Source organism: Streptomyces sp. ADMS, assembly GCF_033441795.1.
Classification (GTDB): domain Bacteria; phylum Actinomycetota; class Actinomycetes; order Streptomycetales; family Streptomycetaceae; genus Streptomyces.
Genome location: NZ_JAVFVX010000001.1, coordinates 52,649 through 74,691 on the forward strand (window position 1 = coordinate 52,649; position 22,043 = coordinate 74,691).

Consider the following 22,043-nt stretch of genomic DNA (forward strand, 5'->3'; position numbering starts at 1 on the left):
TTGCCTGGCGCACGAGCAATCCTTAGGACTGTACTTCTTAGGGGTGCAGTCCTAAGGACTCTACCCGAAGCGGTCCCCTGTTCAGGAGCGTCAGGGTCGCGAGGCGGGGCCTACGTTCCCGGGCCGAGCGGAGCCAGCAAGAGGATCTAAGAGTTCACCTCCGCTCGTTTCCTCGATCTGCCGCTTCTCCGCACGTACCCGCTGAGTGAAGTGGAAAAAAAGGGTCCTTCTTCTCGGCCGAGAGTCTCGCGGACACGCCCACTCCTGCCGGCCCGACGCCTGAGCAGCTGGGCACCGACCGCGCCTTCATCGCTCTGACCAACCTGTGCAGGAAGCCGCACTACGGCCTGGAGCGACCGTCCCCACGCGCTCACTGCGAGGAGCGTTCCAATGCATCCCGATGGTCGGAAACCCACTGATACGCCCTCTGAACTTCCCTCACCACCCCGGCATCACGAAGCCGGACCATGGCGACGTCGCCCGCATCTGCCCCGGTTTCGATGCCTCGCCAGCAGCGGTCCTGCCACCACAAGACCGTGGACACAAGACGTTGCCGGTCCGACCACTCGTAGCTGTCAGCGATCAGCCTCATGCGTCGGGCTGCCTCCCCGACGTCGGCCGCCGCGGGGCCCAGATCGAGGTACTGCCAGCAGGCATGGGCGATGTCATGGATCCGGGCGCCCGGCGGCGCGAGGTCCCAGTCGATGAACGCCGCTGGCCGAAGCTCGCCACTGACGAGCCGATAGACCGTGTTCTTGGGCGACAGGTCGTTGTGACACACGACCTCGTGGGCTCCAGCCAGCGGCGTGTCGGCTGTCAGGTCGTGGAACTCGCGCACGAGCCGGGCGACCGTCACCAGGCTCTCGTCCGATGACACAGCGGCAGGCTGTCGCGGCTCCCACGCCACATGGCCATGAAGGTAACTGAGCACCTCTCGGCCCTCCTCGTCCACACCCAGATGCCGCGGAGCTCCGCTCCAGCCACCGGCTTCGAGCAACCTCAGCAGATCACCCACGAACTTGATGCGAGTAGAGGCTGGACGACGCACCGTGTCCCCGACACGAACGACGGCATTGACGAAACCACCGGGCAAGGACGACTCGGGCATCCCTCCACCCTGCCCGATCGGTACCCCGAATTCTCCACTTGTCCTTGTCCTTGTCACGCCGGGGCCCGGGTCAGGTGCTGGGGGCCACGAAGCGGATCGCCTCGATGGACTGCCCTGTGCCGAAGTGGTGTGTGACCCGACCGGTCCTGAGCCAGCCGAGGCGCTCGTAGAGGCGGATGGCGGCGGTGTCCTTGACCATGACGTCCAGTACGAGGCGGCGATCGCTGTGCTGTCCGTAGTCCATGGCTGTCCGGACCAGTCGCTCGCCCAGGGCGCGTTGCCGCGCGTCCCTGACGACGAACAGACGGGCCAACACCCCGATGCGCTGCTCGTCGACCCTGCTCCGCTCGGCCCACAGGGACACGGCATCCTCGCCGTCCGGCCGCATCACCGCGACGTGGCCGACGATCCTTCCCTCCGCCTCCGCGACCCAGGAGGCCAGTAGGCTGTCCGACCGCAGCCATGCCTCCGGGTGGGCGACGCCCTCGACCGGGTAGCCGTCGGCGGCGTGCACCTCGGTCAGCGCGGCTGCCGCACCTGGGAGGTCGGTGTCCTCGAAGGGGCGGATGCCGATGGTGCTGTCCATGGTGGACTCCTGCTGGGGTGGGCGTTCACTCGACAGGCAGTTCGTAGAGCAGGCCGGTGCGGTCCGCGCGGTGCACGTAACGGGACACCTCGAACGGTTCACCCTCCTGGTCCAGGCTCGTATGCAGGACGTCGAGGACCGGGACTCCGGGGAGCAGGTCGAGAATGGCGGCTTCGGCCGGCGTCGGCATGCGCGCCGTGATCTCGTCCCGTACGCGGGTCATGACGTGGCCGAGGTCTTCGAGTCGGCCGTAGATGCCGTCCTGACCGGTCCTGGGCTGCGTCAGTGCCGTGTCCTGTGCTTCGTCCCAGCGAAGGTAGGTCGACACGATCTGAACAGGCTCGTCGTCGGCGAAGTAGTGGTTCTCCCGGTGCGGCACGCTTTCGTCGTCGGCCGGGACGTCAAGGCGCTCGGCGATGTCCTGCGGCGGGCGTGACCGGGTGATGCCCACGACGTCGATACGGGCTTCCTTGCCCTGGCGCTGGGCTTCGAGCCGGAAGGGGGCGAGGCCGGTCTCGCGGTGGGCGCGGGAGTAGCGGTCGCTGCCGACCGGTGAAGACACCCTGCGGCGCGCGCTGCGGGCCGTTACGCAGGTACTGGGCGACGTGCTCCGCGTCGCCGGCAGTCGGGGTGCCCGACTGCCGGAGCCGGAGGGTGACTTCGGGGCCGGCGGTCAGGGGATCTGCGGTGGTGGGCGCCCATGGGCGTAACCATCACACCCGCTCTGTCCGTCGAGTACACGGTGGGGAGCGAGCCGGGCTACGTGGACATGCACGCACGGTGCCGCCAGATCGAGGACGTGCCGCTGCCGCACGCGACGGGCATCCTGCTGGTGGTGCGCTGCCGGTGCTCGTGTCATCGGCAGCGGCCCGGCGAGCCGGGAGGGCCTGGGGTCAGAGGAACCGGCCCCGATGGAACAGTAGCGGCGGCTCGTCCTCGTCTCCCGTCCCCAGCGCGTCCACCCGTCCTACGACGATCAAGTGGTCGCCGCCCGTGTGCACCGCCTGGATCGTGCAGTCGACCCAGGCGGAGGCGCCCGCGAGGCGCGGGGAGCCGGAGACCGGGGCCGCGTCGTACTCCACCCCCGCGAACTTGTCCGCGCCGCTTCTCGCGAAACCGCGGCACAGCTCGCCCTGCTCGGCGCCCAGTACGTTGACGCAGAAGACGCCCGCGCGGGCGATGAGCGGCCACGTCCTCGACGTACGGCCGACCATGAAGACGACGAGGGGCGGGTCGAGGGAGAGGGCGGCGAAGGACTGGCAGGCGAAGCCGGCGGGGGCGGTCGCCCCTTCGGCGGACGGTGCGGTGATGACGGTGACGCCGGTCGCGAAGTTGCCCAGTACGTGCCGGAATTCGGCCGGGGCGACCGGCGCCCGCTCGTCGTCGCCGACCGCCCGTAAGTCCGGCCGGGGCAGCGCTTCGACGGGGCCCGCGACTGTGGGCGCCGCCGTGGGCGCCCCGACCGACCTGAGATAACGGACGGCAGCTGCCGCCATTCCCGCTTGTCCCAACATAGGTTCCATTGGAACTGACGGATCGTCAGAAGTGAAGTCCCGTAGGGCAGTCAGCTGCCGCTGTAGTGGGGGCTTCTGCGCTCCACGAAGCTCGCGACCCCTTCCCTGGCGTCCGCCGTCGTCATGTTGATCTCCTGGGCGGCGGCCTCGGCGGCGAAGGCGCTGGCGCGGTCGGAGTCGAGGGAGGTGTTGATCAGCTGCTTGGTCAGGGCGAGGGCGCGGGTCGGGCCGGTGGCCAGGCGTTCCGCCCACTCGCGGGCCGTCTTGTGGAGGTCCTCGGCCGGTACGACCCGGTTGACCAGGCCCAGGCGTTCGGCGTCCGGGGCGGTCAGCGCGTCGCCGAAGAACATCAGCTCCTTCGCGCGCTGCGGGCCGATCAGCCGGGGCAGGAGGTACGCCCCGCCGCCGTCCGGTACGAGTCCGCGCCGTACGAACACCTCGATGAACCGGGCCTGTTCGGCGGCCAGGACCAGGTCGCAGGCGAGGGCGAGGTGGGCGCCGAGGCCGGCGGCCGTGCCGTTCACGGCGGCGATGACCGGTTTCTCGCAGTCGAGGACGGCTGAGATCAGGCGCTGGGCGCCGAGGCGGATGACGCGGGCCACGTCACCGGCGATCCGCTCCCCGGCGGCCTGCCCACCTCCTCGCAGGTCCGCTCCTGTGCAGAAGCCGCGGCCCGTGCCCGTGAGGACGACGGCGCGTACCGCGGGGTCGGCGGAGGCGTCCGAGAAAAGTTGGATGAGGCGTTCTCGCTGGTCAGGGGTGATGGCGTTGAGTGTTTCGGGGCGGTTGAGGGTGATCCACGAGACTTGGTTGTCAGTGGCGTGCAGTACCAATGAATCAGCCGACTCGGCGGATTTTTCCGGCTCTAGGGGAATTTCCGGCGTGCTGGATTCTTCGGGGGAGGAAGTCATGTGGGTGCTGCTCCGTCTCTTGTGGCGGCTAGGGCAATGGCTGGTTCACGTCCTGGTCCTCCGGACCCGGCCCGCACACCGCCAGCGCGTCCAGCGCCACCGCTCCCTGCCCCCTGGGCAGCACCATCAGCGGGTTGATGTCGAGCTCCGCCAGTTCATCGCCGAGTTCCAGCGCCATGCGCTGCACCCGCAGGACGACCTCGACGAGCGCGTCCAGGTCGGCCGGGGGGCGCCCCCGGACCCCGTCGAGCAGGGCCCGCCCGCGCAGCTCGGTCAGCATGTCCCGCGCCTGTTCCTCGCCGAAGGGGGGCACGCGTACGGCGGTGTCCCGCAGCACCTCCACGAGCACGCCGCCGAGCCCCACCGTCACCGTCGGGCCGAACAGCTCGTCGTGCGTGACGCCGACGACCATCTCGACGCCCCGCTCGACCATCTGGCACACGAGTACGCCGTCCAGGTCCACGCCCTCGTAACGGGCGATGTCGGTCAGCTCGCGGTAGGCGTCCCGGACCTGGCTGGCCGAGGTCAGCCCGATCTTCACCAGCCCGAGTTCCGTCTTGTGCGCGATCTGGCCGCCCGACGCCTTCATCACCACCGGGTAGCCCACCAGCCCCGCCGCCCGGACGGCCGCCGCCGCGCTGGTCACCAACTGCTCGCGCGGCACCCGGATTCCGTACGCGCGCAGCAGCAGCTTGGCGGCGTGCTCGCTCAGTGCCTCGCCCGGCCGCATCAGTGCCCGCGCCTTGCGGAAACTGGGCGACGGGGTGCGCGGGGCCTCGTCGAAGGGGGAGCGGTACGAGGCGGTGAACCGGGCGTGGTCCAGGTGGGCGCGCACGGCGCTCACGCAGTTCGCGAAGGTGCGGAAGGTGGCCACGCGGGAGGAGCCGAGCAGCGTCTCGCGGTACGCCGCCTCCGTGCCGACCGGCGATCCCCAGATCACGCACACCAGCTTGTCCGTCTGCTCGGCCGCGTCCACGAGGTCCTGCGCGAGCTTGTCGCTCATCGGGGGGAAGGGGCCGGTGATGGGGCAGACCAGGACGCCCACCGCCGGGTCGGCGAGGATCGCGTCGATGATCTTCCGGCCGCGCCAGTCGCCGACGGGATGTCCGCCGCTGTCGACCGGGTTGGCCACGTTCAGGTAGTCGGGTATCCACTGGTGCAGCTCGGTCTGCCTGGCGGTGGAAAGCTGCGGCAGCCGCAGCCCGGCCTCGGTCGCCAGGTCCGCGAAGTGCGCGCCCGTGCCGCCCGAGATCGAATAGACGGCGACCCCGTCGGCGACCGGACGGCGGGCGCGCGCCAACAGGGCTGAGGTGTCCTGGAGCTGGTCGAGACCGTCGACGCGGATCACCCCGTACTGCCGCATCGCCGCGTCCACCACCGTGTCGGCGCCGGTCAGTTTGCCGGTGTGGGAGGCGGCGGTGCGGGCGCCGGTCTCGGTGCGTCCCACCTTGACCGCGACGACGGGTACTCCGCGCCGGGCGGCCCGGTCGGCCGCGAGGAGAAAGGAGCGGCCGTCCTTGAGGCCCTCGACGTAGCAGGCGATGGCGCCCACCTCGGGCCGCTCGGAGAAGTACGAGATGAAGTCGGCGGTCTCCAGATCGGCCTCGTTGCCGGTGGGGGCCCAGTGGGAGAGGCGGATGCCGAGTTCCTGGAGCGCGAAGACGGGGCGGCCCTGGTGGCCGGACTGGGTGATCAGGGCGATCGCCGGGCCGTCGAGGTCCTCGCGGAAGTTCTCGAAGGCGTTCAGGTTGGTGTTCGGGCCGAGCAGGCGCAGGCCGCCGCGTCGGACGGCGGCCGTCAGCCGGGCCTGTGCCTCCGCGCCCGCCTCGCCCGTCTCGGCGAACCCGGAGGCGAAGGCGACGGCGAACTTCACCTTGGCCTCGGCGAGTTGCTCGACCACGGGAAGGGGGTCGGCGACCAGGAGTACGGCGAGATCGACCTGTTCGGGCAGGTCCGCGACGGAAGGGAAGCAGGGGATGCCGAAGACGGCCTCGCGGGTCGGGTGCACCGGGTGCAGCCGGGCACCGACCCGCTCGGCCCATGCCAGCAACTGCCGGGTGATACCGGTGTTCGGCCGCCCCTCGGCGTCCGAGGCACCGATCACCGCCAGGGACTCGGGCCGGAAGAAGCGGTCGAGATCGGGCACGCCGGCGTACAGGGGCCGGCCGCTGACGTCGAGGTCGTCGACGTCGGCGGGCCTGCCGTGCACGACCGGCGAGGGCTGCTCGCCGCAGGCGATGACCCGGGCCCGGCGGGAGTCGGTGGTGAGGGTGCCGTGGGTTGATCCAAGCATCGGTCCGCCCGCTCCTGTGTGACAGCCAATAAACTGACGCAGTGTCAGGTTACTGAACTGACACTCCGTCAGGAACCGGCGTGCGAGGAACTTCTTCGGCGGGGGCGCTCAGGCGATCACGGTCGCGTCCGGTGCGACGGCCGGGGGCGCCCTGCGTTGCCCTGCGTTGCTCGTCTACCTCCCCGCGACGGACTGCTGCCGCGCGACCGCCTTCGCGATGCGCACCGCGTCGATCGCCAGTTCGCGGAGCATCCCGCTGATGGGGTTGGTGTAGCCGGTGAAATAGAGGCCTGGCGCGTTCTTCGCGGTGTGGGAACCGTGGGCGAGCGGCTTGCCGCGCGCGTCGACCACGTCGAGGTGGCCGACGATGCCTTCCAGGCCCCGGGCGTAACCGGTGGCGGCTATGACGGCGTCCGGTTCGAGGCGCTCACCGTCGGCGAGGACGACCTTCCCGTCCTCGAACCCCTCGACGGCGGCCACGATCTCGACCCGGCCCTTCCGTACGGCGTCGATGAGGCCGACGTCCTGGACGGGGATCGAGCCGGCGTTGACGCGCGAGTACAGGCCGGTGTCGGGGCGGGGCAGCCCGTGGGCGGACAGGTCGGGCACGCTCACCTTGGCCATCGGTCCGGCGAGCCGGTCGACGAGGCGCACCGGCAGCCGTCGTACGGCGATGCCCGTGAACTGGGCCGCCCAGCCGGCCGTGGACCGCCGCACGATGTGCGGGGCGGTGCGCACTGACAGCCGCACGCGTGAGGCCCCGCCCTCGACGAGGTCGACGGCGATCTCGGCGCCGGTGTTGCCGATCCCGACGACAAGGACGTCCCGGCCGGCGTAGGGCGCGGGGTTGCGGTAGTGGGCGGCGTGCAGCAGTTCGCCGCTGTATGTGTCGCGCCCCGGCCAGTCAGGAATCCGGGGCGTGTGGTTGTGCCCGGTAGCGACGACGACCGCGCTGCCGGTCAGCTCGCGCCCGCCGGTGGCGTGCAGCAGCCAGCCGGTGCCGTCGGTGGTCCGCTCGACCCGGGACACCTCGACGCCGGTGACGACCTCCAGCTCGTGGTACTCGGCGTACTTTTCGAGGTACCGGACCACGTCGTCCCGCGCCACCCACCGCCCGAAGGAGCGTGGCATCGCCAGCCCCGGCAGCGATGACAGCCGCCGGGTGGTGTGCAGACGCAGCCGGTCGTAGTGCCGCCGCCAGGACGACCCGACCTGATCGCCCCGCTCCAGCACGACAGCCCGCACACCCTGGGCCCGCAGCGCGTACGCGACGGCGAGACCGCCGGGTCCGCCGCCGATGACGTACACGGGAGCCGTCAAGGTCGTGGTCGAAGGCGCGGTCGAGGAGTCGGTCATGTGCCTGAGGGTATGCGCGTAGTTACTTGATGGGTATCGGTCAAGCTCGGAATTGGTTGCGGATTGATCACGGCTGTGGGGGAGGTGGGCGGGACCGGTGGCGCAAAGGGCCTGGTCGTGCAGGCCCGGTGCGGCGGCGCTCTTGTGTGCACGGCGCCCGTGCGCTGAACTGACGTACCGTCAATTCTGGTTGGCCGCAGGGGAGTCAGCAGTCGTGGGCACTGGCATGGACCGGTTCGACCTACCCGAGATCGACGCCTTCACGCGCGCCTACTGGGACGCGGCCGCCGAGGGGCGGCTGCTCGTGCGGCGCTGCGGGGGATGCGGGCGCGCCCATCACTACCCCCGCGAGTTCTGCCCGTACTGCTGGAGCGAGGACGTGGCGTGGGAGACCGCGAGCGGGCTGGCCACGCTCTACACCTGGTCCGTGGTCCACCGCAACGACCTGCCGCCCTTCGGGGAGCGCACGCCGTACGTCGCCGCCGTCGTCGACCTCGACGAGGGGCCGCGGATGATGACGGAGGTGGTGGACGGCGGGGAAGACGGGTTGCGGGTCGGGATGGGGCTGGAGGTCGCTTTTCGCCAGGGTGTGCCCGTGTTCCGTCCCGGGGGTGGGAGTCGTACAGCCGTACGGGCTTCAATGGGCTGATGGCCCATATCCATGAGCGGTCCCTCACCCACCCCGTCCCCGAGTTTCCCGAGCTGCTCGGCCACGGACTCCGGCTGCGGCAGTGGTGCGCGGACTCCGACACCGACGTCGACGCCTGGCTGCGCGGGCTGACCGACCCGGACTTCCGGCGCTGGAACACCCCGATGAAGCCGATCACCGACCTCGACAGTGCCCGGGACTCCCTCGGCACCCGTTCCGACACCGCGGCGGACGGCACCCGGGTGTCCTTCTGCGTCACGGACGTCGTCAGCGGCGCGATACGGGGCCACCTGGGCCTCAACGACATCGACCCCTTCATACGCAACGCCCGCGTCGGCTACTGGGTCCTCCCCGAGGCCCGCGGCAAACGCGTCGCCACCCGCGCCCTCGCCCTCGGGACGCGCTGGGCCTTCGACGTCCTCGGGCTGAACCGCCTGGAACTCGGCCACGCCGTCGGCCACGACGCCTCCTGCCGCGTCGCCGGACACTGCGGATTCCGGTACGAGGGAACGCTGCGGGGCGCGATGTTCGAGGAGGGACGCCAGGACGCGTTCCGGGATGTGCACCTGCACGCGCGGATCGCCCAGGACCCGGACCCGGCGCCGGATCAGGGGGAGGGCGCGGGAGCGTGAGGGTGGCCGTCTACCTCTGATCTTGGCCAGTGCTCTGTCCTTCAGGGCGGGGGTGAAGGCCATCCTTAGGTGGGCCGGGTCCGCTTCCGGTGGACCAAGGATCTGCCGGTGGGCAAGCGGGCAAGCGCGGAGAACCGGATCACCGGGGCACGGCTGGTCAAGGACGCGCTCGGCTGGCACCTCGCCTTCCGTGTTCAGACCCTGGAGGTCAAGCCCGAGCCCCACACCGGGCCGGATGTCGGCATCGACGTGGGCGTCACCGTGCCCATCGCCCTCTCCGACGGCGAAACGTACGAGCACGGCGCATGGCTGACGGAGAAGGAGAAGGCCAGGCTCATGCACTTGGAGCAGCGTGCCGCACGGCGTAAGCGGCACCGCGGGCACGGTGAGCGCACCAGCCGCCGGCTGCACCGCACCTACGACCAGATCGCAGGACTGCGCGCGAAAGCCAAGCGCCGGGCCCTTGACTGGCAGCACCAGGCGACCACCGACATCGCCCGCACCTACGGCACGGTCGTGGTCGAAGCACTCACCATCACGAACATGGTCAAGTCCGCCAGCGGAACGGTCGAAGAGCCGGGAAAGAACGTCGCCCAGAAATCCGGGCTGAACCGCTCCATCAGCGGGGAGGCGTGGGGCCGGACGGTCACCATGCTGACGTACAAGACGGCCCAGCACGGCGGCACCCTGGTCAAGGTCCCTGCCCCCGGTACCTCTGGACGCTGCTCCGCCTGCGGCTGCACCACGCCCGGCAGCCGGGAGTCCCAGGCCGTGTTCGTGTGCAAGAACCCGGACTACGGCTGGTCGGGCAACGCCGATCACAACGCAGCCCGCAACGTCCTGCACCTGTACCGGATGGGCCACGCGCTCATCCCGGCTGCCGGGAGGGCAGTCGTCAGGCGCGCACAGCGCGTCAAGCCCGCTACCGCGAGGTAAGCAGGAATCTCCCGGCTTCAGCCGGGAGAGCACTCAAGGCCACAGCAACTCCCTGAGCCAACCCGTGTCCGTACGGCGGTACTTGAGCCGTACGTGGCGGCGCTGGGCGTCTCCCTGGAAGAACTCGGCCTCTGCGGGGCGCAGGCGGTACAGGGTCCAGGTCGGGGAGGGGGCGTCCGGCTCGCGCTGCGCCCGTTCCCAGGCCGCCCGCGAGACGCTCGCCAACTCGCTGAGCGAGCCCAGTACTTCACTCTGGCGGCCGGTCAGCGCGGCGGCCAGTGCTCCCGTCGAGCGGGCGTGCAGGTCGGCCTGTGCCTCCGTCGAGGAGGCGGACTCGACGGGGCCCCGCAGCCGGACCTGCCGGCCCAGCGCGGGCCAGTAGAAGCCGAGGGCCGCATACGGCCGCGCCGCCAGCTGGCGTCCCTTTCGGCTTCCGGAGTGCGAGGCGAAGGACCAGCCGTCGGCGTCCGCGCCGTGCAGCATCACGGTGCGTACGTCGGGCAGGCCGTCCACGGCCGACGTGGCCAGGGACATGGTGTGCGGCTCGGCCTGCCCGGCGGCCACCGCCTCCGCGAACCAGGCGGTGAAGAGGGGGAGGGGCTCGGCGGGCGCCGTGTCCGGGTCGAAGGCGGGCAGCGTGGTGGCGTCGGGGGACCACACCCGCAGGGTCGTGAGCAGGTCGTGGAGGGTCGGTTCCGGTCGCGGTGGCTGTCGCATGGGGACGAGTATCGCCCGCGGTGCGAGGGGCGACGAAAAGCGTCCAGGCCGACCCGTACAGGCCGGCCTGGACGTCATCGTTCGACGATCCTGCGGATCAGCCGAGACCGATCAGCCGAGACCGATCAGACGAGGTCGAAGCGGTCGAGGTCCGACACCTTGACCCACGCCTTGACGAAGTCCTTGACGAACTTCTCCTTGGCGTCGTCGCTCGCGTAGACCTCCGCGACCGCGCGCAGCTCGGAGTTGGAGCCGAAGACCAGGTCGGCACGCGTGCCGGTCCACTTGACCTGGCCCGAGGCGTCGCGGCCCTCGAACGTGTTCTGGTCCTCGGACGTCGCCGTCCACTCCGTGCCCAGTTCGAGCAGGTTGACGAAGAAGTCGTTCGTCAGCAGGCCCGGGGTGTCGGTGAGGACACCGTGCGTGGAGCCCTGGTGGTTCGCGCCGAGGACGCGCAGACCGCCGATGAGGACGGTCAGCTCGGGGGCGCTCAGGGTGAGCAGGTTCGCCTTGTCGAGCAGCAGGTACTCGGCCGGAAGGCGGTTGCCCTTGCCGAGGTAGTTGCGGAACCCGTCGGCGGTCGGCTCCAGGGCGGCGAAGGACTCGACGTCCGTCTGCTCCTGCGTCGCGTCCGCGCGGCCCGGCGTGAAGGGGACCTCGATGTCGAAGCCGGCGTCCTTGGCCGCCTTCTCGACGCCCGCGGCACCCGCGAGGACGATCACGTCGGCGATCGAGACCTGCTTGCCGCCGGACTGGGCGGTGTTGAAGGACTGCTGGACGCCCTCCAGGGTGCGCAGCACCGTGGCGAGCTCGTCCGGGTTGTTGACCTCCCAGCCGGCCTGCGGCTGGAGGCGGATACGGGCACCGTTGGCACCGCCGCGCTTGTCGCTGCCGCGGAACGAGGACGCCGACGCCCACGCGGTGGAGACCAGCTGGGACACCGTGAGGCCGGTGGCGAGGATCTGCGCCTTGAGGGCGGAGACGTCGGCGGCGTCGACGAGCTCGTGCGTCACCTCGGGCAGCGGGTCCTGCCACAGCAGCGTCTCGGACGGGACCTCGGGGCCGAGGTAGCGGGCGACCGGGCCCAGGTCGCGGTGGGTCAGCTTGAACCAGGCGCGGGCGAAGGCGTCCGCGAACTGGTCCGGGTTCTCGTAGAAGCGACGGGAGATCTCCGCGTACGCCGGGTCGAACCGGAGCGAGAGGTCGGTCGTCAGCATCATCGGGGGCTTGGACTTCGACGCGTCGTGGGCGTCCGGGATGGTGCCCGCGCCGGCGCCGTCCTTGGCGACCCACTGCTGGGCGCCGGCCGGGCTGGTGGTCAGCTCGTAGTCGTACTCGAACAGGTTCTTGAAGAACCCGTTGCTCCACTCGGTCGGCGTGCTCGTCCAGGTGACCTCAAGGCCGCTGGTGATCGCGTCGCCGCCCTTGCCGGAGCCGTGCGTGCTCTTCCAGCCGAAGCCCTGCTGCTCGATCGGGGCGGCCTCGGGGTCGGGGCCGACGGCGTCCGCCGGGCCGTTGCCGTGGGTCTTGCCGAAGGTGTGGCCACCGGCGATGAGAGCGACGGTCTCCTCGTCGTTCATCGCCATGCGGTGGAACGTCTCGCGGATGTCGCGGGCCGCGGCGATCGGGTCCGGGTTGCCGTTGGGGCCCTCCGGGTTGACGTAGATGAGGCCCATCTGGACGGCGCCGAGCGGCTCCTCCAGCTCACGGTCGCCGGTGTAGCGCTCGTCGTCGAGCCAGACCTTCTCGGGACCCCAGTACACGTCCTCGTCGGGCTCCCAGACGTCCGCGCGTCCGCCGCCGAAGCCGAAGGTCTCGAAGCCCATCGACTCCAGGGCCACGTTGCCCGCGAGGATCATGAGGTCGGCCCAGGAGAGGTTCTGGCCGTACTTCTTCTTGACCGGCCACAGCAGACGGCGGGCCTTGTCGAGGTTGCCGTTGTCCGGCCAGCTGTTCAGGGGGGCGAAGCGCTGCTGACCGGCGCCACCGCCGCCGCGCCCGTCGCTGATGCGGTAGGTGCCCGCGCTGTGCCAGGCCATACGGACCATGAACGGGCCGTAGTGCCCGAAGTCGGCCGGCCACCAGTCCTGCGAGTCCGTCAGTACCTCGGCGATGTCCTGCTTGACGGCGGGGAGGTCGAGGGTCTGGAACGCGGCGGCGTAGTCGAACTCCTCGCCGAGCGGGTTCGAGACGGCGGGGTTCTTCGCGAGGATCTTCAGGTTCAGGTGCTCGGGCCACCACTGGCGGTTGCCGCCGCCCTGGGTCGGATGCGGGGCGCGCGTGTGCGCGACCGGGCAGCCACCCGTGCCCTCGGTTTTCGCGTCGGTGACGATCGCGTCATGGTTCTCAGACATGGGAATCCTTCCGGACGGGGCAGATCTTGGTACTGCTCACGAACTGCGTGCTCAGGAACTGGGGGGTGGGGGACGCGGAGCGCATGGAGGAGGTCACACACGCTGTCACGTCTCTGCTGTCTCCTGCCGTACTGGAGTCTCATCCTGTCCCTTGGCCATCGCCGTAAGCGATCCTACAATGGACAAGGTCCAAGTCAAGAAGTGTGACAAATCCATATCCTATCGGAACCCGGACGTCCACTGGTAAAATCCGTGTATTCCACCGAACCTGAATAGGTGAACGATATGAGCGACCTGCTGGAGCGACTGCGTGGACGCGGCTGGCGCATGACCTCCCAGCGGCGTGTCGTTGCGGAGGTCCTCGACGGCGAGCACGTCCATCTCACGGCCGACGAAGTGCACGCCCGCGCGGCCCAGCGGCTGCCGGAGATCTCCCGCGCGACCGTCTACAACACCCTGGGTGAACTGGTGTCCCTCGGGGAGGTCATAGAGGTCGCCACGGACGGCCGCGCCAAGCGCTACGACCCGAACGCGCACCACCCCCACCAGCACCTGATCTGCTCGAACTGCGGCATGATCCGGGACGTCCACCCCACCGGAAACCCGCTGGCGGACCTCCCCGCGGAGGAGCGCTTCGGTTTCACGGTGTCCCAGGTCGAGGTGACGTACCGGGGTCTGTGCGGGGCCTGCGCGCGGTAGGTCGCCGTTGCGGGGTCGGTGTCCTGCCCGCAGTCCGTCGCAGAGCATGGCGGGGGCCGGTCGTGGGTCTGCTCCCGTGTTCGCCCGGTGCGGAGGAGTGCTTCGGTTTCACGGTGTCCCGGGTGGAGGTGGCGTATCCGGGGTCTGTGCGGGGTCTGCGTCCGGTAGGTCGCCGTTGCGGGGTCGGTGTCCCGCCCGCAGTCCGTCGCAGAGCACCGCGAGGGCCAGCCGCGGGTCTGCCCCCGCGTTCGCCCGGTGCCGCAGGGCCAGCAGGATGCCCGACAGGATCGCCATCAGGTCCGCGATGCCGATGTCGGCGCGGATCGGGCCGGCGGACTGGGCGCGGCTCAGGAGGTGGCCGAGCGTGCGGTGGAGGTCGGCGGAGGTCGCGTCGACCGTTGCCTGGACCTCTGGGCCCGCGTGGGCGATCGCGTCGATCAGGTCCGCCTTCGTCACCGCGTCCGTCACCAGCCGTTCGAGCACCGTGAACAGGCCCCTGCCGAGGGCGAGACGGTGCTGACCAAGACCAGCTTCGGCGCCTTCGCCACCACCGACCTCCGGGAGCTGCTGGAGGCCGCCGGTGTCGGCCGGATCGTCGTCGCGGGCGTCGCCACGTCCGGGACCGTGCTGTCCACCACCCGGTGGGCGGTCGACACCGGGTACAGGCACCGTCTGCGCCGACGCCTGCGACGACCCCGACCCCCAGGTCAACGCCCTGCTGCTCGACGAGTCGGTCGCCCCGAAGAGCTGGGTCGGGCTGTGGCGCGTCGCCGACGTCCTGCCGGCGGACGAGATCCCCGAGCTGCGCCCGTGACGTGAGCCGCCGGGCCGCCGCTCATCCCCGGCCCAGCACCACCGTCCCGGACGAGCAGAACCAGCCGCCCGTCCCCGAGGCCACCGCAAGCTCCGGCGGCCCTCCCGCAGCCGTACGGACCTGTCGCGCGCCTCCGTCCCCGCGCAACTGCCGCACCGCCTCCACCAGCAGGAACAGCCCCCGCATCCCCGGGTGCTGGGCCGACAGCCCGCCCCCGTCCGTGTTGACCGGCAGCTCACCGCCCTCCACCCTCAGGCGGCCCTTCCCGGTATCCACGAACTCCCCGCCCTCGCCCTTCCCGCAGAACCCGAGATCCTCCAGCGTCACCAGCGTCATATAGGTGAACGCGTCGTAGATCTCCGCGAAGTCCATCTCGTCCGGCCGAACCCCCGCCCGCTCGAAGGCGATCCGCCCGCTCACCGCCGCCGGGGACACCGTGAAGTCGGCCCACTCCGACATGCTGACGTGCGAGACGTGCTCACCGGTCCCGAGGATCCACACCGGGCGCGTACGGCAGTCACGTACGTACTCCTCGGCCGCCAGCAGCACCGCCGCGCCCCCGTCGGAGCGCAGGCAGCAGTGGAGTTTGGTGAAGGGGTCCGCGATCATCGGGCCGTCGAGCACCTCGTCGACGGTGATCGGCGCCCGGAACATCGCCTCCGGGTTCAGCGCGGCGTTCGCCCTCGCCTGGACCGCCACCGACGCCAACTGCTCGATCGTCGTGCCGTACTGGTGCATGTGGCGGCGGGCGGCCATCGCGTACTTGGCGATGAGTGTGTGGCCGTACGGCACCTCGAACTGCAGGGGTCCGCGCGCGCCGAAGGAGAGGTTCCCGGTGCGTCGGCCCGCCTTGACGTCCGCGCGGGCCGTGGAGCCGTAGACGAGGAGTACGGCGTTCGCGTGGCCCGCCGCTATCGCGTCCGCCGCGTGCGCCGCCATGACCTCCCAGGTCGCGCCGCCGACCGAGGTGGAGTCGACCCAGGTGGGGCGCAGGCCGAGGTATTCGGCCACTTCGGCGGGGGCCAGCGTGCCGAGACCCGCGGACGCGAAACCGTCCACCACCTCCCGGCCGAGCCCCGCGTCCGCCAGCGCCCGCCGGGCGGCCTGCGCGTGCAGCGCGTACGGGGTCACGTCGTCCACCCGGCCGCAGTCCGACAGGGCCACCCCGACGATCGCGACCTTCCGGCTCACCGGCTGCCCATCCGTCGTCGACTCAGCATGAATCTGACGGTATATCAGCTCGGGCTCTGTGCGGCAGGGTGCGTCCGCCCTAATATGACGGACCGTCAGACATCGTGCGGGAGAGCGAACCAGGGGGACTGGTCATGGACGCCCGTTTCACCCCCGAGCAGGACCACATCCGCCGTACCCTCCGCGAGCTGCTCCGCAAGCGCTGCTCGCCCGGTGACGTACGGGCCGCCGTCGGCACCCCGGCCGGACACGACCCCGCCCTCTGGGGTGCCCTCGCCCGCGACCTCGGTCTGCCCGGCCTCGCCCTGCCCGAGGCCCACGGCGGGGTCGACGGCAGTACGAACACCGAACTCGCCCTCGCGGCAGAGGAATTGGGGCGGGCCCTGGCGCCCACTCCGCTGCTCGCGACCGCCGTACTGGCCGCCCCCCTGATCACCGCCCTCGGCACCGACGCCCAGCGAGCCGGCCTCCTTCCGCGCATCGCCTCCGGTGCCCTGACCGCGGCCCTCGCCGTCTCCGGCACCGCCCTGGCCACCGTTCTCTCCCTCACCGGCGAACCCCGCCGGGACTGGGCCGGAGGCGGGCGGGCCGGTGGCGTGCAGGCGACCCGACGGGCAGGTGACTGGCGGCTGTACGGGCAGGTCGGACAGGTCCTCGACGGACACAGCGCCGGGCTCCTCCTCGTCGCCGCGCACGCAGGCGGATACGCCCGGTCACGCACCCTCCTCTTCCTCGTCCCCGGCGACGCCCCCGGCCTCGCCCGCACCCGGCAGACCTCCCTCGACACCACCCGGCCGCAAGGGAGCCTCGAACTGCGGGACGTTCCGGCGGAGTTGCTGGGGGGCGCGCCCCCAGAGGGGCGCGACCAGCCCTCACCGGGCCGCGGGGAAGGAACCGCACATCTGGCAGAGCACCTGGCCCGAGTCGGAGACACAGCCGCCGCCGTGCTCGCCGCGGAAGCCGTCGGGGCCGCCGGCAGGATTCTGGAGCTGACCGTGGAACACGCCCTGACGCGAGAACAGTTCGGACGGGCGATCGGATCCTTCCAAGCCGTGAAGCACCGGCTCGCCGATGTGTACGTCCAGGTCCAGGCGGCGCGCTCGGCCGCCTACTACGCGGCCTGGGCGACTGCGGCGACTGCGGCAACCGCCCACGAAAGGGAGCACGTTGGCGGTCTCGCCCTCGCCCAGGCACTCGACTCCCTGCGCACCGCCGCCGCCGAGGGCATCCAGCTGCACGGCGGTATCGGCTTCACCTGGGAGCACGAGGCCCAGCTGTACTTCAAGCGTGCCGCCGGCGACGAGCTGCTGTTCGGGCCGGCGCACCGGCTCCGGGCGCATGCGGCCGAGGCCGCGCGGCTCTTCGACGCGGGAGAGGTGGCGGTCTGATGCCTGTGACAGCGGCGAGGGTCGTGAAAGCGGTCCAGAAGGTGTCCTCGGCGCCCGCCTTCGCGCGGATCGCTCCGCATGTCGTCCCCGCGCTCGACCGTGCCGTGCACCGGCTGACCCGGGGCAAGGTGCTGCTCAGTGCCCAGCTGTTGCCCGGGGTGGTGCTCACCGTGCGCGGGGCGAAGAGCGGGCAGCCGCGGCGCACGCCGCTCGCCTGCATGCCGGAGGGGGAGGGGAAGGGGAGCGGCGGCAGCTGGCTGCTCATCGGGTCCAACTTCGGGCGCACCGGTCATCCCGCCTGGACCGCCAACCTCCTCGCCCATCCGGACGCCGAGGTCAGCTGGAAAGGGGAGGACATCCCGGTCACCGCCAGGCTGCTGGCGGGCGAGGAACGGGACGCCGCCTGGAAGGCACTGCTCGCGTTCTGGCCGCCGTACGCGACGTACCAGGCGCGCATCGAGCGGGAGATACGGATCTTCCGGATCGTACGGCGATGAACGTGCCTGGTCCCGGACGGTGATGCGCGACAGGCGGTGGTCCACCTGAGTGAACCACCGCCTGCGTGACAGGACTTGGGCCTGAGGGGGCCCGCCGGACCTGGGACAAAGGGGTGTGGGCTATTTCGTCGGCTTCCTGCCGGTCACGCCCAGGTGGACCAACAGGGCCAGGTTGGGCTTCAGTTCGGCCTGCTTCACGCCCCAGGTCTGGAAGCCCCTCTGGTGGGAGGCCACCGCCGCGAGCATCGCGACGAGGGAGCCGGCCATCGCGGCGGGGTTGACGTCCTTGTCGACCTTGCCCTTGGCCTGAAGCTCGGTGACCGTGTCCGTAAGGGAGTTGTTCACGGAGTTGAGGATCTTCATGCGGATCTTGTAGAACCGCTTGTCGCCCTCGGCGGCGCCCAGATCGACGACCCGGAGGATCGCGTCGTTCCTGCGCCAGAAGTCCAGGAACCCGTCGACGAGTTCCTGGGCGGTCTGCCACCCGGCCTTGCCGACCCATGACCGCCCCGCGAGCAGCTGGGTCAACCCGGCGCCCTCGGTGGCCATTTGCTCGGCGATCTCCAGGACGGCGCCTTCGACGTCCGGGAAGTACTGGTAGAAGGTGGCGGGCGAAGTCCCCGCCTTCCGGGCGACATCGATGACTTTGACGTCCCGGTAAGGGGAGGAGCTGAGCATCTCGCTGAGGCAGTCGAGCAGCTTCTGCCGGGTCGCCTGCCCACGCCGGCCGGCCACGCGGCCGTCGACGGTACGCACTTGTCCTGTCATGCCGTCAGCTTACCGAGGGGTGATCGGAGCGCGATTCGGCCGACTGCAAATGGGGTGCGCGGGAGGTCAGAGGGCGTGGAGAGGGCGTGGAAAGGGTGGTGGGAGGCGGCTGTGCCTGGTCCCGCGCCCTGAACCCGCGTCTGCTCTGCGGGATGCGTGAAGGACCGTTAGCTTGACGGTATGGCCGAAAACAGGGCATCCGTCCGCACAGAGGGCGTCCCGTGCTGGGTGGACGCCCAGCTGCCCGACGTCGAGGCGGGCAAGCGCTTCTACGGTGAGCTTTTCGGGTGGTCCTTCGAGGAGAAGGGGGCCTTGGTGCAGGCCCTGTGCGACGGCGAACCCGTCGCCTCCCTCGCCCACAAGGCCGACGGCCGGATGCCCACCGTCTGGACGGTGTACTTCGCCACCCCGTACGTCCATGCCCTCCTCGCCCGGATCCACGCGGCCGGCGGCCAGGTGATCACCGCGCCGGTTCCCGTGGGCGAGCTGGGGACGACGGCGCTGGCCGCCGACCCCGAGGGTGCCGTCTTCGGTCTCTGGCAGGGCGGTACGCACCCCGGATTCGGCCGCCGTCACGAGCCCGGCAGCTTCGCCTGGGCCGAGCTGTACGCCCGGGACACGGCCGTCGCCAACGCCTTCTACGGCAACCTCTTCCGCGAGGCTCTCTTCGGCCCGGACGCGGCACCCGACTTCGGCCGGGCCGCCGTCGCGGAGGTGTTCCCGGCCGAGATGCCGCCGCATTTCCTGGTCCATTTCGCCGTCGAGGACATGGAGGCGGCGCTCGGGACGGTGAACCGGATCGGCGGCCGTGTCCAGGTTCCGCCCTTCGACACTTCGTACGGGAATGTGGCGGTCGTCACGGACAATCAGGGGGCGTCGTTCGCACTGCTCCGAAAATGAGCTGCCACCAGCCGTCATGAACGGCCTCGGGGCTGTCCGGCGGTACCCCTGTGCGAGGGTTTTGCCCGGGGTTATATGGAGACACCCCGTTCCGGCCCCGAGTTCGCAACCTGTGCCCGAGCCAGGAAGAATCGGGGTGCGTGCCGCCAGGGCGGTGGCGGTGGTGAGACGCTGCACGGGGTCGCGTACATATGTAGGTGACGCGGCTCGTACGGGGAGGTGGCAGGCAAGTGGTGGATCAGCTGACGCAGCACGATCCGCGGCGGATCGGGCCGTTCGAGGTGCTGGGACGGCTGGGTGCCGGCGGCATGGGGCTGGTCTATCTCGCGCGCTCGGCCTCGGGCCGGCGCGTGGCGATCAAGACGGTCCGGACGGAGCTCGCCGAGGACCAGCTGTTCCGGGTCCGCTTCACGCGTGAGGTGGAGGCGGCGCGGGCCGTCTCCGGCTTCTACACGGCCGCCGTCGTCGACGCCGACCCGCGTGCCGCCGTGCCGTGGCTGGCCACCGCGTACGTGCCCGCGCCCTCCCTCGAAGAACTGGTGAACGAGTGCGGGCCGCTGCCGGCCCAGGCGGTGCGCTGGCTCGCGGCGGGTGTCGCGGAGGCGCTGCAGTCCATCCACGGTGCGGGACTCGTCCACCGCGACCTCAAGCCGTCCAACGTGCTCGTGGTCGAGGACGGCCCCCGGGTCATCGACTTCGGTATCGCGTCAGGTGTTTCGAACACACGTTTGACGATGACGAATGTCGCCGTCGGTACGCCCGCGTACATGTCCCCCGAGCAGGCGAAGGACTCGCGGAGCGTGACCGGCGCGAGCGACGTGTTCTCGCTCGGCTCGATGCTCGTCTTCGCGGCCACCGGCCACGCCCCGTTCCACGGTGCGAACCCGGTGGAGACGGTCTTCATGCTGCTGCGGGAGGGCCCGGACCTCGAAGGCCTCCCGGACGAACTCCGCCCCCTCATCGAGTCCTGTATGCAGATGGAGGCGACGGGCCGCCCCAACCCGGCCGACCTCCAGGCCCAGCTGGCCCCCCACCTCTTCGGCTCCGGCTCCGACGACAGCGGTACGGCGTCCGCGTGGCTGCCCGAACGGGCGGTGAGCCTCATCGAGACGCGGCGCGGGGGACGCCCGGCCGCGAAGCCGCAGTCGTCCGGTGGCCGCGGCGGCGGCAGGCCGGCGATCCCGCCCCCGCCGTCCCACGACCCGCCGCCGGGCTTCGGTCCCGGCGCGCGACCGGGTCTCGTACCCGGCCCCATGCCGTCCCCCGTACCCACCGGAGCGCCCGACACCGGCCCCGTACGGCTGGCCGGCGCCCCCGTGCCCATCGGCCCCGGTCCGCGCGTCGCCGACGCCCGCGTCGCCGCCGTACAGGCGCCCCCTCCGGAGGCCGGCCTCGTCGCGTCCTGGTCGCGCCCCCGCCCCGGCGTCAACGGCGCCGACCCCAGCCCCGTCCCGGTCGCGCCGCCGCTGCCCCCGGAGGCCCCGGCGGGCTGGCGCCCCTGGCGTTTCCGTATGTCGAACGACGTGTGGGGCACCCCGGCCGTCGCCGGCGACCTCGTCTACGTCACCTCCTTCGAGGTGCACGCCCTGGACGTGATGACGGGCCGGCGCCGCTTCAAGACGAGGGACGTCGCCTGGTCGATGGCGGTCGCGGACGGTCGTATCCACGCCTCCGACGGCCCGACCCTCTTCGCCCTCGACGCCCGCGAGGGCATGGACCTGTGGCGTGTGTCCACGGACGCCTGGGTGTACTCCCTGAAGGCCGACCGGGGCACGGTCGTCACCGGTACGCGCGGCGGCGGCGTCCAGGGCTGGGACGCGGCGACCGGCCAGAAGCTGTGGGAGCACACCGGCGCCCAGACGGACTTCGAGTCCCCGGAGGCCGGGCCCCAGGTCCACGAGGGCACGGTGTTCGTGTGGCAGGACGGACGGCTGCGCGCCCTGGACGCCCGTACGGGTGACGAGCGCTGGTCCTACCCGATCGGCGACGCCGCCTCCTGCGGCGGAGTCCCGGTACGGCCGGCCCCGGGCCCCGACGGCCAGGTGTACGTCTCCGCGGGCACCCGCGTCCTGGCGATCGACGTCTCCGGCGGCCACGTCCGCTGGCACTTCGAGGCCCCGGCGGTGTTCCTCTCCCCGCCCACCTTCGCGCCGGGCCCGGCGGTCACGGGCGGCGGCGTGTACCTCGCCGACTACCTCGGCACGGTGTACGCCCTCGACGCGGCGGACGGGCGGGACAGGTGGCGGATCGCGACGGAGTCCCGTGCGTCGATCGAACCGGTACTGGTGGCCGCGGGACACGTCCACGTGGGCAGCGGCAAGGGCCTCTACACCCTCGACGCGGTGACGGGCACCCCCAAGTGGCGCTTCCAGGCGGGCGGCGACATCGTCGGCGCCCCGGCGGTGGCCGAGGGCCGCATCCACTTCGGCTCGACGGACCACCTCCTGTACACCCTGAAGGCCGACGACGGCCGCCTGAGATGGAAACTGGCGACCGGCGGCGAGATCACCGGCGCCCCGGTGGTCAGGGACGGCGTGGTGTACGCGTGCAGCAAGGACCGCTGCGTGTACGCGCTGGACGCGGAGAAGGGGACGGGGACGGCGCGGACGGCCTGAGCCGGGTCGCAGGGTGGGGGCGCCAATGGGCAACGTCCGCCCGCTCTGGCCTCGCCCGCTGCCTGCCGCCCGGTCTCGTGCCGACCGGCTCCGGCGCCTGGTCCTGTGCGGCCTG

General features: G+C 71.1%; 20 protein-coding genes and 1 pseudogene. 9 read left to right on the top strand and 12 right to left on the bottom strand.

What is annotated here, in order from left to right; translation table 11 throughout:
- Window positions 1-370: 370 nt before the first annotated feature.
- From RB628_RS00245 to RB628_RS00275, 7 genes are all read right to left on the bottom strand, one after another.
- On the bottom strand, window positions 371-1,108 hold the full coding sequence (locus RB628_RS00245; RefSeq protein ID WP_318318154.1) for a phosphotransferase: 738 nt from the start codon (window positions 1,106-1,108) through the stop codon (window positions 371-373).
- 70 nt (window positions 1,109-1,178) lie between these two features.
- The gene (locus RB628_RS00250; protein ID WP_318318155.1) at window positions 1,179-1,694 is read right to left on the bottom strand and encodes a GNAT family N-acetyltransferase; all 516 of its coding nucleotides are present in this window, start codon (window positions 1,692-1,694) and stop codon (window positions 1,179-1,181) included.
- 25 nt (window positions 1,695-1,719) lie between these two features.
- The gene (locus tag RB628_RS00255) at window positions 1,720-2,256 is read right to left on the bottom strand and encodes a UTRA domain-containing protein (protein WP_318318156.1); all 537 of its coding nucleotides are present in this window, start codon (window positions 2,254-2,256) and stop codon (window positions 1,720-1,722) included.
- A 331-nt stretch (window positions 2,257-2,587) separates the two neighbouring features.
- Window positions 2,588-3,190, bottom strand: a complete 603-nt coding sequence (locus RB628_RS00260; protein ID WP_318318157.1) for a flavin reductase family protein — start codon at window positions 3,188-3,190, stop codon at window positions 2,588-2,590.
- A gap of 68 nt (window positions 3,191-3,258) precedes the next feature.
- Window positions 3,259-4,119: an enoyl-CoA hydratase/isomerase family protein gene (locus tag RB628_RS00265; RefSeq protein ID WP_318318158.1), complete on the bottom strand. Its 861-nt coding sequence runs from the start codon at window positions 4,117-4,119 to the stop codon at window positions 3,259-3,261.
- A 28-nt stretch (window positions 4,120-4,147) separates the two neighbouring features.
- Entirely contained in the window at window positions 4,148-6,412 is a 2,265-nt protein-coding gene (locus tag RB628_RS00270) for an acetate--CoA ligase family protein (protein ID WP_318318159.1), read from the bottom strand.
- A gap of 174 nt (window positions 6,413-6,586) precedes the next feature.
- Complete coding sequence (locus RB628_RS00275) at window positions 6,587-7,768, bottom strand: NAD(P)/FAD-dependent oxidoreductase (RefSeq protein ID WP_318318160.1); 1,182 nt, start codon at window positions 7,766-7,768, stop codon at window positions 6,587-6,589.
- A 226-nt stretch (window positions 7,769-7,994) separates the two neighbouring features.
- Here RB628_RS00275 and RB628_RS00280 point away from each other — a divergent pair, with 226 nt between their 5' ends.
- The 3 genes and pseudogenes from RB628_RS00280 to RB628_RS00290 form a co-directional block, all read left to right on the top strand.
- Window positions 7,995-8,417 carry a Zn-ribbon domain-containing OB-fold protein gene (locus RB628_RS00280; RefSeq protein WP_318318273.1) on the top strand — a complete coding sequence of 141 codons (423 nt, stop codon included), beginning with the start codon at window positions 7,995-7,997 and terminating at the stop codon, window positions 8,415-8,417.
- The gene (locus RB628_RS00285; protein ID WP_318318161.1) at window positions 8,417-9,049 is read left to right on the top strand and encodes a GNAT family protein; all 633 of its coding nucleotides are present in this window, start codon (window positions 8,417-8,419) and stop codon (window positions 9,047-9,049) included. The genes RB628_RS00280 and RB628_RS00285 overlap by 1 nt, the downstream gene beginning before the upstream one ends.
- A 69-nt stretch (window positions 9,050-9,118) precedes the next feature.
- Window positions 9,119-9,985, top strand: a pseudogene (locus RB628_RS00290) (RNA-guided endonuclease InsQ/TnpB family protein); the annotation flags it as partial.
- A 33-nt stretch (window positions 9,986-10,018) separates the two neighbouring features.
- Here the strand turns inward: RB628_RS00290 and RB628_RS00295 are convergent.
- Together RB628_RS00295 and katG are read right to left on the bottom strand one after the other, a co-directional pair.
- A complete protein-coding gene (locus tag RB628_RS00295; RefSeq protein WP_318318163.1) occupies window positions 10,019-10,702 on the bottom strand; it encodes a pyridoxal 5'-phosphate synthase in 684 nt (227 codons plus the stop codon).
- Between the two features lie 125 nt (window positions 10,703-10,827).
- Window positions 10,828-13,056 carry a catalase/peroxidase HPI gene (gene katG, locus RB628_RS00300; protein WP_318318164.1) on the bottom strand — a complete coding sequence of 743 codons (2,229 nt, stop codon included), beginning with the start codon at window positions 13,054-13,056 and terminating at the stop codon, window positions 10,828-10,830.
- A 285-nt stretch (window positions 13,057-13,341) separates the two neighbouring features.
- On the opposite strand from katG, the gene RB628_RS00305 reads away from it, so the two are divergent.
- Window positions 13,342-13,755, top strand: coding sequence for a Fur family transcriptional regulator (locus RB628_RS00305; protein ID WP_318318274.1), 414 nt, complete (start codon window positions 13,342-13,344; stop codon window positions 13,753-13,755).
- Between the two features lie 108 nt (window positions 13,756-13,863).
- Here the strand turns inward: RB628_RS00305 and RB628_RS00310 are convergent, their stop codons facing one another.
- Window positions 13,864-14,238: a hypothetical protein gene (locus RB628_RS00310; RefSeq protein WP_412180563.1), complete on the bottom strand. Its 375-nt coding sequence runs from the start codon at window positions 14,236-14,238 to the stop codon at window positions 13,864-13,866.
- A gap of 30 nt (window positions 14,239-14,268) precedes the next feature.
- Here RB628_RS00310 and RB628_RS42480 point away from each other — a divergent pair, with 30 nt between their 5' ends.
- Window positions 14,269-14,574: a cysteine hydrolase family protein gene (locus tag RB628_RS42480; RefSeq protein ID WP_412180564.1), complete on the top strand. Its 306-nt coding sequence runs from the start codon at window positions 14,269-14,271 to the stop codon at window positions 14,572-14,574.
- Window positions 14,575-14,590: 16 nt separating this feature from the next.
- Here the strand turns inward: RB628_RS42480 and RB628_RS00315 are convergent, their stop codons facing one another.
- The gene (locus RB628_RS00315) at window positions 14,591-15,760 is read right to left on the bottom strand and encodes a thiolase C-terminal domain-containing protein (protein WP_318318166.1); all 1,170 of its coding nucleotides are present in this window, start codon (window positions 15,758-15,760) and stop codon (window positions 14,591-14,593) included.
- A gap of 134 nt (window positions 15,761-15,894) precedes the next feature.
- Between RB628_RS00315 and RB628_RS00320 the strand changes: the two genes are divergently transcribed.
- Together RB628_RS00320 and RB628_RS00325 are read left to right on the top strand one after the other, a co-directional pair.
- Window positions 15,895-17,148, top strand: coding sequence for an acyl-CoA dehydrogenase family protein (locus RB628_RS00320; RefSeq protein ID WP_318318167.1), 1,254 nt, complete (start codon window positions 15,895-15,897; stop codon window positions 17,146-17,148).
- The gene (locus RB628_RS00325) at window positions 17,148-17,645 is read left to right on the top strand and encodes a nitroreductase family deazaflavin-dependent oxidoreductase (protein WP_318318168.1); all 498 of its coding nucleotides are present in this window, start codon (window positions 17,148-17,150) and stop codon (window positions 17,643-17,645) included. The genes RB628_RS00320 and RB628_RS00325 overlap by 1 nt, the downstream gene beginning before the upstream one ends.
- A 120-nt stretch (window positions 17,646-17,765) precedes the next feature.
- On the opposite strand, the gene RB628_RS00330 is transcribed toward RB628_RS00325, so the two are convergent.
- Entirely contained in the window at window positions 17,766-18,413 is a 648-nt protein-coding gene (locus RB628_RS00330) for a TetR family transcriptional regulator (protein ID WP_318318169.1), read from the bottom strand.
- A 180-nt stretch (window positions 18,414-18,593) separates the two neighbouring features.
- Here RB628_RS00330 and RB628_RS00335 point away from each other — a divergent pair, with 180 nt between their 5' ends.
- Both RB628_RS00335 and RB628_RS00340 read left to right on the top strand, forming a co-directional pair.
- Window positions 18,594-19,313, top strand: coding sequence for a VOC family protein (locus RB628_RS00335; RefSeq protein WP_318318170.1), 720 nt, complete (start codon window positions 18,594-18,596; stop codon window positions 19,311-19,313).
- Between the two features lie 230 nt (window positions 19,314-19,543).
- Window positions 19,544-21,928, top strand: a complete 2,385-nt coding sequence (locus RB628_RS00340; RefSeq protein WP_318318171.1) for a PQQ-binding-like beta-propeller repeat protein — start codon at window positions 19,544-19,546, stop codon at window positions 21,926-21,928.
- The last annotated feature ends 115 nt before the right edge of the window (window positions 21,929-22,043 follow it).

Bases quoted from the DNA above. Each gene is read 5' to 3' on its own strand.
- RB628_RS00245 (WP_318318154.1), bottom strand. From the start codon at position 1,108: ATGCCCGAGTCGTCCTTGCCCGGTGGTTTCGTCAATGCCGTCGTTCGT.
- RB628_RS00250 (WP_318318155.1), bottom strand. From the start codon at position 1,694: ATGGACAGCACCATCGGCATCCGCCCCTTCGAGGACACCGACCTCCCA.
- RB628_RS00260 (WP_318318157.1), bottom strand. From the start codon at position 3,190: ATGGCGGCAGCTGCCGTCCGTTATCTCAGGTCGGTCGGGGCGCCCACG.
- RB628_RS00265 (WP_318318158.1), bottom strand. From the start codon at position 4,119: ATGACTTCCTCCCCCGAAGAATCCAGCACGCCGGAAATTCCCCTAGAG.
- RB628_RS00270 (WP_318318159.1), bottom strand. From the start codon at position 6,412: ATGCTTGGATCAACCCACGGCACCCTCACCACCGACTCCCGCCGGGCC.
- RB628_RS00275 (WP_318318160.1), bottom strand. From the start codon at position 7,768: ATGACCGACTCCTCGACCGCGCCTTCGACCACGACCTTGACGGCTCCC.
- RB628_RS00280 (WP_318318273.1), top strand. From the start codon at position 7,995: ATGGACCGGTTCGACCTACCCGAGATCGACGCCTTCACGCGCGCCTAC.
- RB628_RS00285 (WP_318318161.1), top strand. From the start codon at position 8,417: ATGGCCCATATCCATGAGCGGTCCCTCACCCACCCCGTCCCCGAGTTT.
- RB628_RS00295 (WP_318318163.1), bottom strand. From the start codon at position 10,702: ATGCGACAGCCACCGCGACCGGAACCGACCCTCCACGACCTGCTCACG.
- katG (WP_318318164.1), bottom strand. From the start codon at position 13,056: ATGTCTGAGAACCATGACGCGATCGTCACCGACGCGAAAACCGAGGGC.
- RB628_RS00305 (WP_318318274.1), top strand. From the start codon at position 13,342: ATGAGCGACCTGCTGGAGCGACTGCGTGGACGCGGCTGGCGCATGACC.
- RB628_RS00320 (WP_318318167.1), top strand. From the start codon at position 15,895: ATGGACGCCCGTTTCACCCCCGAGCAGGACCACATCCGCCGTACCCTC.
- RB628_RS00325 (WP_318318168.1), top strand. From the start codon at position 17,148: ATGCCTGTGACAGCGGCGAGGGTCGTGAAAGCGGTCCAGAAGGTGTCC.
- RB628_RS00330 (WP_318318169.1), bottom strand. From the start codon at position 18,413: ATGACAGGACAAGTGCGTACCGTCGACGGCCGCGTGGCCGGCCGGCGT.
- RB628_RS00335 (WP_318318170.1), top strand. From the start codon at position 18,594: ATGGCCGAAAACAGGGCATCCGTCCGCACAGAGGGCGTCCCGTGCTGG.